This is a genomic window from Limnobaculum eriocheiris (assembly GCF_021010575.1).
GTDB lineage: Bacteria > Pseudomonadota > Gammaproteobacteria > Enterobacterales > Enterobacteriaceae > Limnobaculum > Limnobaculum eriocheiris.
On record NZ_JAJNAG010000001.1, the window covers coordinates 143,849 to 155,940 of the forward strand.

The window sequence follows — 12,092 nt, forward strand, 5'->3', positions numbered from 1 at the left end:
ATTGTTTTTTATTTGAGATATAAGTCCCAAGTTTTTCATCAAATAAAGATGTAATCACTGGCGGGATCTCTATCTCTGATAATGGCCTGAAAGTGACAATGTTGGATTTGCCGATGGAAAACGGATGTTCATAGTGACCCGCAATCACGCTGGTTTTGCCGTTTGGTTACCGGTAAGCGATAAAAAAATAGGCCATCAGTACTGACCGATAGCCCATATTTAACAGATGACCTGTATCGATGATTAAGTCTGCGGCAGCCAGCCAAATACAATACCAAACTGAATCAGAATAATGGCGAAGCCGAAGACCAGCGCAAGAAACAGCCCTAATGAACCACCGGGAACACGATAGCCACCTTTGTTCTGTTTACGGGATTGCATCACTAACATAGCCGGTATCAGCAGTGCCAGAATAGATAAGGCAATAGCAGCATAGCCCAGTGCCATAATGAAGCCTTTCTGATAGAACAGGGCAAATATTAAAGGAGGCAAAAAGGTAATCAGCCCGGTTTGCAAACGGCCGGATGTATTATTGGCGCGCTTAAACAGATCCGCCAGATAATCAAACAGCCCTAGCGCAACACCGAGGAAGGAAGTGGCCAGCGCCAGAGCAGAGAACAGACGTACTGAAATCTCAACGCTTGGGGTGTTTACTACTTCTTTAACCGCTTGCAGTAAACCATTTAAACCGGATTCGGCGGCAATAATGCCCACAAAGGTACTGGAGCTGATAGCTCCCAGAGTTGCCAACTGCCATAAGATGTAGGCAATCAGAGGAATGGCGCTACCGATAATAAAGATTTTGCGCAGTTTAGCCACATCGCCATTCATATACTTAACAATGCTGGGAATACTGCCGTGGAAACCAAAGGAGGTAAAAATCAATGGAATTGCAGAGATTGCCAAACCTTGTTCCAGCGGTAATGTGGTCAGGTTAACCGCCTGAACGTGTGGAATCATCAAAGACAGCATGATCACCAGAAACACAATTTTTGCGCTAAACAGAATTCGGTTAATCAGATCGACGGAGTGAGTACCAATACAGACAACGCCACCACCAATAATAGCAAACAGCAGAGGGCCGGAAACCGGAGGAAGATCCAGCCCCATAGAGTCTTTCAGGCTGACAAACAGTAGCTCACCGCCGCCGCTGATATAGGCAGCAACCAGAGCATACATTAAAAACAGCATGGCGAAACCGGTAAGAAGATGGCCTTTAGCGCCCAGATAGCGTTTCGCCAGCGTGCCAAGACCGTCATCAAAATGGCTGTGCTGATAAACTTCCACCAGCAATAATGCGGTGTAACACATCATCATCCATAAGATAACCAGCATAGCAAAGGTAACGCCAAAACCGACGCCTGCCGCTGCCAGAGGCATAGCTAACATCCCTGCGCCGATAGTGGTACCGGCAACGATAAATATACTACCCAGAGTGCGATTCCTCACACGGACCTCGATTTATTTTAGTTATGTTAATCGGCTAGATAAGCACCAGTCAGGCGGCACTTTCTTATTACACAGCTATCAAAAACAGACGACAGCCGGAAGACGAAGGTAGGGTATGTGAGATGAATGTAGGTGTCAAATTATTGATACGAGATGTAATTTTATCTTTACAGTCAAGGGGCGATTTGAATTAAATTTGTTCAGCTTGCCGGTTTTATCAGCGCATTCGCCGTAATAAGGCCACTATGCTATTTTTAGCTGATAAGCGAGTTCATCAGGCGTAACATAGTCGATATTATTTGCAGATAATACAAAGAATAACTATAAACGGGAGCCATCGGATGTTAATGGTAGAAATGTTAAGTACGGGAGACGAAGTTCTTCATGGGCAGATCGTGGATACGAATGCCGCCTGGCTGGCCGACTGCTTTTTTCAGCATGGGTTACCGCTCAGTACCAGAACAACGGTGGGTGATAATCTGGACAGCCTGGTGGATGTGTTGCTGGAACGCAGTCTGTATGCCGACGTATTGATTGTTAATGGTGGATTAGGGCCAACCAGTGACGATTTGAGCGCTCTGGCTGCGGCGACGGCGGCCGGCGAGTCTCTGATTGAGCATCCTGAGTGGATTACCTATATGGAGAGCTATTTTGCCGCTCGGGGGCGGGTGATGTCGGATACTAACCGTAAACAGGCGATGATCCCCGAAAGTGCAGAACTGGTTGATAACCCGGTAGGTACCGCCTGTGGCTTTGCGTTAACCATTAATGATTGCCTGATGTTTTTTACCCCCGGCGTGCCGTCAGAATTTAAAGTCATGGTTAACGATCAAATTCTGCCCCGTTTACGCCAGCGCTACCCTTTACCACCATCACCACTCTGTTTACGTTTAACCAGCTTTGGTCGTACCGAGAGCAGCCTGGCTCAACAGTTCGATGTTCTGACCCTGCCGGAAGGTTGCGTAATGGGCTATCGCTCTTCCACGCCGATCATTGAGTTAAAACTGACCGGGCCGGAAAGTCAGCGTCAGGAGATGCTAAGAAACTGGCAGATTGTTAAGCAAGGGGTCGAGGAAAATATGTTGTATGAGGGAACAGAAGGGCTACCGGCTATTATCTCTCGTCAACTGACAGAACGTGGTCTAAAGGTTGTGCTGAGTGAACAATTCAGTGCCGGATTACTTAGCTGGAATCTGTTTTCAGCTCAGGCTCCGATCCTTCAGTCTGAAGTTCAACCTTCAACCGATACCATGAGCCTTGAGCAACTACTGGAAAAAGCAAAACGGATGGCAACACAACAACAGGCGGATATCAGTATGGTTATCGGATCCCACCATGATGAGTGTCTGTCATTAGCGTTAGCCACCCCAAATGGCAGCTATGCCCAGCGAGTTCGCTATATGCCTGGTAACCACAGCATTAAAGTGCAGCAGGATGTTAGCGCAACGCTGGCGTTAGATATGTTGTCGCGCTGGTTCAATCAGCGGAATGTTTTTGGTCATTATGAATGGCTGGAACAGGCGGAAACGCTGGCGCACTAGAATCCATCATATCCCGCTGTGAAATACCAACGGCGGGCATTTATCCGTTATTCAAATTCTTGGGCATATTGTTTTTCAGAATACTCCAGAACAGTTCCGCCGTTTTGTTCAGACGAGTATCCATTCTGTATATATAAGCCTGAATAGGAACGGTAAGTTCAGGCGTATCCAGACATACCAGTTTTTTCTCTTTCAGTTCATTTACGACCGAATAGATAGGTAGCCAGGCAATGCCGTGGCCATCCAGCGCCATGTGTTTTAGCAGTTCACTCATGGAGGACATAAATAAAGTGCGTGGTGCTATGGCCCCGACTTCCCCCAGACGACGATTTACTAATCGTCCCATATAAGAAGCGCTGGTGTAGTTGAGCAGCGGCACTTCAGGCTGGTAGATATCAAACAGTGGCTTGCCCTGCGCATCAGCCGCGCAGACTGGATAAAGCTCAGATTCAAACACCTTCAGACAGCAAAAAGGAGATTGCATCAGGTCTTCATCGTAGAATGAGATAATAAAGTCGCTTTTCCCTTCACGCAGGGTATTAACCACCTGAACCACGTCAATGGCTTCAACATGATAAACAAATTCACCACCGTAATCTGACAGGGAGTGAACCAGTTTAGGTAGCAGCGTCAGAGACAGGGAGTGCGCCGCGGCAATTTTGATATTGGGAATACTTAATAAGTTATGACCGGAAAGCTCGCTAAGATTGCACTCCAGCTGTTGAAGCAGGCTGCGGGTTTGAGAGTGAAATAGCTTTCCCTCCTCCGTTAGCTGTAGTGGTGTCGTGGTTCTGTCAAACAGCTCCACGCCAATGGATGACTCCAGCGCTTTTATCCGACGACTAAAGGCCGGTTGTGAAATATTTCGCTGTTCAGCAGCATGAGAGAAATGACGGCAGGCTTCGAGGGTTAAAAAGTCATACAACCATTTTGTCTCTATATTTTTCATTTTATCGCCTGCTGCATAATTTATTTTTTAATGGTTAATGTGTTTTCTTTGTTAATTAAGTTCAGTTTTTGTTATCGCAAATAGGCTTTTTTATTCGGGGTATAGTTATCAGTTCATTATTTCAGTATTGATTGCTGATTATTTTAGATTGTCAAAATAGCTAGTATTGGCATCAATACATATTCCGACCCTAAAAAGCGAGTGCCTGAATCTGTAGCGAGATCAGCCTTGTGCCAGGTCGCCCACCGCGAGAACCTCTCTCTCCGATTAGTTATTCTAAGGCATAAAACTGGACCTTCAGGTTTGATCATCATACTCAAAATTACCTGTCGTTATTTGTATTTTGCATAGTCCCTTCGTTTTTAACATCAGACTGATATTGTAATGATATGCACCATACTTGATGTTATGGGTCTTTATGTACTTATACTGGCATTAAACACCAATGTGCGCTATAGCAAAAAACTAAATTGTGATGTGTCTTTATGCAGATTTTGCATCATACCATACATACTTGCATTTCTCTTATCTGAATACAGCTGTTAAATATTGATTATCAAATTCCGGGCTAATGAAATATTAGTCATTAGCATAAAAGATAAATAACAGTTAATAACGTTAATTATTATCAGTAATAGGCAGTTTAATCATGATTGCGGGTAATAATTAATTAAAGTTATTAAGGGATATTCATTGTGAAAGGTTTAATTGGTGTATTAGGTGGAATGGGACCGGCTGCCACCGTTGATTTATTCAATAAGTTTGTTACTTATACGGCAGCGCATAACGATCAGGAACATATTCCATTAATTATCTCTTCGATTCCCGATATTCCGGATCGAACCGAAGCGCTAATGCACCATGGAAAATCACCCCTTCCGGTTATGCAGGATTATCTGAAAAGGCTGGAGGATGCGGGCGCTGAATGCATTGTTATTCCTTGTAATACTGCACATTTCTGGTTTTCAGAATTAAAAGGCTCCTGTCATGTGGACATGCTCAGTATTGTTGAAACCACCATGGAAGAAGTGATTGCTTCAGGTAAAAAAAAGGTGGGACTGCTGGCAACCAATGCCACTTTGTATATGGAGCTATATCAAAAGGGTATTGAAGAACGGGGTTTTGAATGTATCAGACCAGATGAAAAGAACCAGATTAAAGTGATGGAAAGTATTTATGCTTTAAAATCGGGTGATAATGAACTGGCTGAATATTTAATGAAAGAGCAAGAGGAGCAATTATTTAATCAGGGTGCTGAAATAATTGTTTTAGGATGTACCGAAGTACCAGTAATACTTGCAAATGAAGTAAGAAACAATCCAAATAAATATATTGATTCAACAGGAGCGTTAGTGCGTGCCGGAATTAAATGGTACGAAAATCGTGTGGGCAAAAATAACTTATTAATTTAAAAATGGCTGATTAATTAATCACATTGTCAGCCTGATAAATAATGCCGACAAAATAATAACACATTTAATTATTTATAATTATCAATGACAAATAATTGTCTATTGGAGCCTGTTATGGTTTGGTTAGAGATTATTGTTGTATTAGGTGCGATATTTTTTGGTATCCGCATGGGTGGTATTGGTATTGGTCTGTGTGGAGGTCTGGGATTAGCTATATTAACCTTAGGTTTTGGATTATCCATCGGCTCACCACCGGTTGACGTTATTCTGATTATTATGACCGTGGTAGTAGCAGCTTCTGCTTTACAGGCCGCGGGCGGTATGGATTATTTGGTTCGGGTTGCTGGCGCATTTATGCGGCGCAATCCTAAATATATCAATGTTATTGCGCCAATCATCACCTGGACCATGACGATTATGGCAGGAACAGGTTTTATTGTTTTCTCAACCTTACCGGTTATTGCTGAAGTGGCAAAAGAGTCCGGTATTCGTCCTTCCAGAACGCTGGCCGGTTCGGTGGTTGCATCTCAGATAGCGATTTCCGGTTCACCAATCAGTGCCGCGATGGCGGCAATGCTGACCATTATGGAAGGTAACGGCGTTACCTTTATTCAGGTGATGGCGGTATGTTTACCGGCCTCTTTTGTGGCTGCGATGGTGGCGGCGTTTATCGCTTCCCGTCAGGGCTGTGAACTGGAAGACGATGAAGTTTATCTGGCACGTTTGCAACAAGGTTTGGTGCGTAAATACGAAGAGAAGAAAGGGGAAGATACCAAGGGCGCCAAACTGTCTGTTGGTCTGTTCCTGTTGGCAACGGTAGCCATTGTTATTCTGGCAGCATTTCCACAATTGCGCCCCGGATTCGATATTGGTAAACCAATGGGAACCCGGGACATCATTATTATCTGTATGATGAGCGCCGCCTGTTTGATGGTGGTATTTTGTAAAACCTCGACTACCTCAATTGTTCTGGCGCCAACCTTCAGGGCCGGTATGAGCTCAGTCGCCGTTATTCTTGGTATTGTTACTTTGGGTACCACCTTTGTGGATGCCCATATGGTACAAATCAAGGAGATTGCCGGTGACGTGTTAGCACAATATCCGATGTTGCTGGCATTAGTACTATTTGGCACCTGTGCACTACTCTATTCTCAAGGGGCAACTACGCCGCTGATTATTCCGCTGGCGGTGGCATTGGGGGTTCCTACCTGGGCTATTCTTGCTTCTTATGTAGCGGTTACCGGGGTATTTGTATTACCAACTTATCCTACTTCGCTGGCGGCAATGGAGTTTGATACTACCGGCACCACCCGGGTTGGAAAATATGTATTGAACCACCCATTTATGTTGCCGGGCCTGGGAGGAATCATCGCCGGTGTCGCTTTTGGATTTATGCTGGCACCGATGGTGGTATAACCCACCGGGCTTCTACTGGTATCCAATTGAATTTAAAACACCGTGTAATGGACTGCACCCCAAAAGTTGGATACCAACTGAGTAAGGTGCAGTTTTTTATGAAAAAGTGTGGAAATTTGATGTTAACTACGGAAATATTCCGATTGCTAAACTATCATACTGAAAGGTTTAATTTTTAATTTGAGATACAGGGGGAAAGGTGAAAGGAATCGATATGTTATGTATCGGAGGTGTTTGCCTGATGCTGATGGCCTGCGTGGCGAAACAGGAGGTTTCCGTTTTATCACCAACGGTACCGGAAGCGGAAGAGGCAGTAAAAGCAGCATTTTTGCAGGATGCACAACAAAACAGTACTCCCGTAGCCCTGGATATGGTTAAAACCGATATTAGTCGAATGCATGTTACTGCCGTTGATGATTGTGAAGTTCAGGAAGATCAGACGCTGATTTGCAATGTCTACTCTGATTTTCAGCCAGAAGGCTCTGATGAGGTTCGCAGCAATCTGGATAAGATTGGCTTTATGAAATCGGAAGAGCAATGGGTGGCGATGCTGTTTCAACCATAAAAATGGCCTGTCTAAGACAGGCCATTTCAATACCAGACAGAACAAAATGTTTTAAAGCTCAAAATCACTCAAATCGTCAGCGTTCACTTCAGAGTCAATCTGACCAACCAGATAAGAACTCACCTCAACTTCCTGCGGAGCTACCTGAACGTTATCAGAAACCAGCCAGGCGTTAATCCATGGAATTGGGTTAGAGCGGGTTTCAAACGGTAGTGACAGACCAACCGCCTGCATACGAATATTGGTAATATATTCCACATACTGGCAAAGAATGTCTTTGTTCAGGCCAATCATCGAGCCATCGCGGAACAGATAGCCTGCCCACTCTTTTTCCTGCCGGGCGGCCAGAACAAACAGGTCATAGCACTGCTGTTCGCACTCTTTAGCAATTTCCACCATTTCCGGATCGTCATTACCGGAGCGCATCAAATTAATCATATGCTGAGTGCTGGTCAGGTGCAGCGCTTCGTCACGGGCAATGAGTTTGATAATTTTGGCGTTGCCTTCCATCAGCTCACGTTCAGCGAAGGCGAAAGAGCAGGCAAAGCTCACGTAGAAACGAATGGCTTCCAGCGCATTTACACTCATCAGACAGAGGTAAAGCTGTTTCTTCAGCGCACGTAAACTCACGGTGACCGACTTGCCATTAACCTGATGGGTGCCTTCTCCCAGCAGATGATAATAGTTGCTCATGGAGATCAGGTCATCGTAATAACCGGAAATATCTTTGGCACGCTTCAGAATCTCTTCGTTAGAAACGATATCATCAAACACAATTGCCGGATCGTTCACGATATTACGAATAATGTGTGTGTAAGAACGTGAATGAATGGTTTCAGAGAAAGACCAGGTTTCTACCCAGGTTTCCAGCTCAGGAATTGAAATCAGCGGCAGGAAGGCTACGTTAGGACTACGGCCCTGAATAGAGTCCAGCAGGGTTTGATATTTCAGGTTGCTGATAAAAATATGCTTTTCATGCTCAGGCAGAGCCTGATAGTCAATACGATCGCGGGAAACGTCAACTTCCTCAGGGCGCCAGAAGAAGGAAAGCTGCTTCTCTATCAGCTTTTCAAATAGTTCATGCTTTTGTTGATCGTAACGCGCGACGTTAACCGGTTGGCCAAAAAACATCGGTTCTTTAAGCTGATCGTTTTTTGTCTGCGAAAATGTAGTGTAGGTATGCGGCATAATATATCCCTGTAATCGGGGGCAAATGCCCCCCTGAAAATGATTAAATCTTACATGCGCCGCTTTCGCAGCCATCATCTTCTTGTTTAGCTGGTAATAAATCTTCCTGAGAATCCTCTGCACCATCGCGAGTGTTTTGATAATAGAGAGTTTTCACGCCATATTTATAGGCGGTCAGCAGATCTTTCAGTAGCTGTTTCATCGGCACTTTGCCACCCGGGAAACGGGTTGGGTCATAGTTGGTATTTGCTGAAATCGATTGATCGATAAATTTCTGCATTAAACCAACCAGATGCAGGTAACCATCATTGTTTGGCATATCCCATAACAGTTCATAGGCGTTGTTCAGCTTTTCATAGTCAGGCACTACCTGACGCAAAATACCGTCTTTTGACGCTTTGATACTGATGTAACCGCGCGGTGGCTCAATACCGTTAGTGGCATTGGAAATTTGCGATGAAGTTTCAGACGGCATCAGGGCTGAGAGCGTGGAGTTACGCAAACCGTGAGTTTTGATGCTCTGGCGTAAGGCTTCCCAGTCATAGCGCAGCGGCTCATTGCACAGGGAGTCCAGATCCTTTTTATAGTTATCAATTGGCAGAATGCCTTGAGCATAACGGGTTTGATCAAACCACGGGCATGGGCCTTGTTCACGCGCCAGCTCATTAGAGGCTTTCAGCAGATAGTACTGAATAGCTTCAAATGCTCTGTGGGTCAGGCCGTTTGCGCTACCGTCAGAATAACGAACGCCATTTTTTGCCAGATAGTACGCATAGTTAATTACGCCAATACCCAGAGTACGGCGGCCCATGGAGCCAAGTTTAGCCGCCAGAATTGGATAATCCTGATAGTCCAGCAGGGCATCCAGCGAGCGTACTGCCAGCGTTGCCAGCTCTTCTAACTCATCCAGACTGTCAATGGCACCCAGGTTAAAGGCCGACAGGGTACAAAGGGCGATTTCACCGTTTTCATCGTTGATGTCGTTTAGCGGTTTGGTTGGCAGTGCAATTTCCAGACACAGGTTTGACTGGCGCACTGGCGCTACGGTCGGATCAAACGGGCTATGGGTATTACAATGGTCAACGTTCTGAATATAAATACGACCGGTTGAAGCACGTTCCTGCATCATCAGTGAGAACAGCTCGACCGCTTTAATCTGACGCTGACGAATGGATGAATCTGCTTCATATTTTACATACAGACGCTCAAACTCATCCTGATCGGCGAAGAAGGCATCATACAGCCCCGGTACGTCAGACGGACTGAACAGGGTAATGTTTTCGTTTTTCACCAGACGCTGATACATCAGTTTGTTTAACTGAACACCATAGTCCATGTGACGAACGCGGTTCTCTTCAACACCACGGTTATTTCTTAATACCAGCAGGCTTTCTACTTCTAAATGCCATAATGGATAGAACACCGTTGCCGCACCACCGCGCACGCCGCCCTGAGAGCAGGATTTAACCGCGGTCTGGAAGTGCTTATAGAATGGGATACAGCCAGTGTGGAATGCTTCGCCATTACGGATTGGGCTACCCTGGGCGCGAATACGTCCCGCATTAATACCAATACCGGCACGTTGAGAAACATATTTCACAATGGCGCTGGCGGTGGCGTTAATGGAATCCAGACTATCACCACATTCAATCAGTACACAGGAGCTGAATTGACGGGTAGGGGTACGAACTCCCGCCATAATTGGCGTAGGGAGTGAAATTTTAAAGGTTGAAATCGCATCGTAGAAACGTTTGACGTAATCAAGGCGAGTTTCACGTGGGTAGCGGGAGAACAGGCAGGCTGCCACCAGAATATAAAGGAACTGTGCACTTTCATACACTTCACCGGTCACGCGGTTTTGTACCAGATATTTCCCTTCCAACTGCTTAACCGCCGCGTAGGAGAAGTTCATATCACGCCAGTGATCGATAAAGGCGCCCATCTGCTCAAACTCTTCCTGACTGTAGTCTTCCAGCAGATGTTTATCGTATTTTCCTTTCTCAACCATGCTCTTGACGTGAGTATACAGTGCAGGTGGTTCAAACTGACCATAAGCCTTTTTGCGCAAATGGAAGATAGCCAAACGGGCGGCCAGATATTGATAGTCCGGAGAATCACGCGAAATTAAGTCCGCTGCAGCGCGGATAATCGTCTCATGGATGTCAGAGGTTCGAATACCATCATAAAATTGAATGTGTGAACGAAGCTCAACCTGAGAAACGGATACGTTGTGCAGACCTTCTGCTGCCCAATCAATGACTCGATGAATTTTATCGAGATTAATGCGTTCCTTGCGACCATCGCGTTTGGTGACTAATAGACTTTGATTCATAGCGTAATACTACCTTTCCGTGAGAATGTATGGCTTACACCAACATGAGTAAAACCTTTCAGGTGTAATTGCACGATAAAAACACAATATATAGTGGATGTCGTGTGCATGAGCTACAAGATAGTGGTCTGAGAGAATTTTTGCAAGTGAACAAAATAGGGGAATTATGTGGATAACTTTTGGGATAAACCTGCTAAGTTCCCGTCGGGTCTTGGGTTATTATTATATTGGATGGTAAATAAATATTTAACGGTTTGATATAAAAATTTTTCAAACCGTTGTTTTCTTAATCAGTCAAGAAATAAAAATGTTTTACAGAGTAAATGTATTGTTTAATAACCCTGCTATATCAATGGCTATGCCTCGATATCATTAGTGCAATGCAGCATATAGTTCACATCAACGTTACCACCCAGTTTAAAGGTCTGTAACAGCGGATTATAGTGAAGACCAGTAATATGACGGTCGCGAAGTGTGGTGCTATCAACCCAGCTAATCAGTTCTGAAGGTCGAATGAACTTATTGGCATCATGAGTTCCTTTCGGCACCATATTCATCACATATTCAGCACCGACAACTAGCATTAACCAGGCTTTTGTATTGCGGTTGATGGTAGAGAAGAAGACATGACCACCCGGTTTAACCAGTTTGGCACAAGCCCGAATCACCGAGGCAGGGTCGGGCACATGCTCCAGCATCTCCATACAGGTAACAATGTCATAATGACCCTGATTTTCCAGTGCATGGGCTTCAACGGTTTGCTGAACATATTCTACGGGAACACCGCTTTCTATGGCATGCAAGCGAGCCACTAGCAGGGGTTCTGAACCCATATCTAAGCCGGTAACGTTGGCACCTTCTTTCGCCATGCTTTCAGAAAGAATACCGCCACCGCAACCAACATCGAGAATTCTTTTACCAAAGATGCCATCGGCCCGTTGCTGAATATAGTCCAGGCGCAGAGGGTTAATTTGATGAAGGGGTTTAAACTCACCTTCAAGATCCCACCAGCGTGAAGCTACGGCTTCAAATTTAGCAATCTCTTTCTGGTCAACGTTTTCTGATGAGTGCATAGGAGTTATCCAACTATTCGCTACAGGGTTGGCAATTATACATGAGTTTATGAGGAATGGGTTAGGTGCATCGGTCGTTGACGCTTTTCATCATCAGGCGTGATCTATTTTTGCATTAACGATTTAGCGGCCTTTTTTGATGCAACATATGACTGGGGCGGCTGGCG

At 45.0% G+C, this 12,092-nt stretch carries 9 protein-coding genes; 4 read left to right on the forward strand and 5 right to left on the reverse strand.

Annotated features, from left to right (window positions below; genetic code table 11):
- Positions 1-243: 243 nt before the first annotated feature.
- Complete coding sequence (gene tyrP, locus LPW36_RS00640; protein ID WP_230607582.1) at positions 244-1,449, reverse strand: tyrosine transporter TyrP; 1,206 nt, start codon at positions 1,447-1,449, stop codon at positions 244-246.
- Positions 1,450-1,790: 341 nt separating this feature from the next.
- On the opposite strand from tyrP, the gene LPW36_RS00645 reads away from it, so the two are divergent.
- On the forward strand, positions 1,791-2,990 hold the full coding sequence (locus LPW36_RS00645) for a nicotinamide mononucleotide deamidase-related protein YfaY (protein ID WP_230607583.1): 1,200 nt from the start codon (positions 1,791-1,793) through the stop codon (positions 2,988-2,990).
- A gap of 40 nt (positions 2,991-3,030) precedes the next feature.
- Here the strand turns inward: LPW36_RS00645 and hypT are convergent, their stop codons facing one another.
- Positions 3,031-3,939 (reverse strand): hypochlorite stress DNA-binding transcriptional regulator HypT, encoded by a 909-nt coding sequence (gene hypT / locus LPW36_RS00650; protein WP_230607584.1) that lies wholly within the window; start codon positions 3,937-3,939, stop codon positions 3,031-3,033.
- A 695-nt stretch (positions 3,940-4,634) separates the two neighbouring features.
- Here hypT and cuyB point away from each other — a divergent pair.
- The 3 genes from cuyB to LPW36_RS00665 all read left to right on the forward strand — a co-directional run bounded on the left by cuyB (position 4,635) and on the right by LPW36_RS00665 (position 7,332).
- Positions 4,635-5,351 (forward strand): cysteate racemase, encoded by a 717-nt coding sequence (gene cuyB, locus LPW36_RS00655; protein WP_230607585.1) that lies wholly within the window; start codon positions 4,635-4,637, stop codon positions 5,349-5,351.
- Positions 5,352-5,465: 114 nt separating this feature from the next.
- Positions 5,466-6,767 carry an anaerobic C4-dicarboxylate transporter gene (locus tag LPW36_RS00660; protein ID WP_230607586.1) on the forward strand — a complete coding sequence of 434 codons (1,302 nt, stop codon included), beginning with the start codon at positions 5,466-5,468 and terminating at the stop codon, positions 6,765-6,767.
- Positions 6,768-6,966: 199 nt separating this feature from the next.
- A complete protein-coding gene (locus tag LPW36_RS00665) occupies positions 6,967-7,332 on the forward strand; it encodes a hypothetical protein (protein ID WP_230607587.1) in 366 nt (121 codons plus the stop codon).
- A 51-nt stretch (positions 7,333-7,383) separates the two neighbouring features.
- Here the strand turns inward: LPW36_RS00665 and nrdB are convergent, their stop codons facing one another.
- The 3 genes from nrdB to ubiG form a co-directional block, all read right to left on the reverse strand.
- Positions 7,384-8,520, reverse strand: coding sequence for a class Ia ribonucleoside-diphosphate reductase subunit beta (nrdB, locus tag LPW36_RS00670; RefSeq protein ID WP_230607588.1), 1,137 nt, complete (start codon positions 8,518-8,520; stop codon positions 7,384-7,386).
- 43 nt (positions 8,521-8,563) lie between these two features.
- Complete coding sequence (gene nrdA, locus LPW36_RS00675; protein WP_230607589.1) at positions 8,564-10,852, reverse strand: class 1a ribonucleoside-diphosphate reductase subunit alpha; 2,289 nt, start codon at positions 10,850-10,852, stop codon at positions 8,564-8,566.
- A 356-nt stretch (positions 10,853-11,208) separates the two neighbouring features.
- Entirely contained in the window at positions 11,209-11,925 is a 717-nt protein-coding gene (gene ubiG / locus LPW36_RS00680) for a bifunctional 2-polyprenyl-6-hydroxyphenol methylase/3-demethylubiquinol 3-O-methyltransferase UbiG (RefSeq protein WP_230607590.1), read from the reverse strand.
- Between the last annotated feature and the right edge of the window lie 167 nt (positions 11,926-12,092).

What these genes read in the sequence shown, in the direction of transcription:
- LPW36_RS00645 (WP_230607583.1), top strand. Translation starts at nt 1,791, where the DNA reads ATGTTAATGGTAGAAATGTTAAGTACGGGAGACGAAGTTCTTCATGGG.
- hypT (WP_230607584.1), bottom strand. Translation starts at nt 3,939, where the DNA reads ATGAAAAATATAGAGACAAAATGGTTGTATGACTTTTTAACCCTCGAA.
- LPW36_RS00660 (WP_230607586.1), top strand. Translation starts at nt 5,466, where the DNA reads ATGGTTTGGTTAGAGATTATTGTTGTATTAGGTGCGATATTTTTTGGT.
- nrdB (WP_230607588.1), bottom strand. Translation starts at nt 8,520, where the DNA reads ATGCCGCATACCTACACTACATTTTCGCAGACAAAAAACGATCAGCTT.
- nrdA (WP_230607589.1), bottom strand. Translation starts at nt 10,852, where the DNA reads ATGAATCAAAGTCTATTAGTCACCAAACGCGATGGTCGCAAGGAACGC.
- ubiG (WP_230607590.1), bottom strand. Translation starts at nt 11,925, where the DNA reads ATGCACTCATCAGAAAACGTTGACCAGAAAGAGATTGCTAAATTTGAA.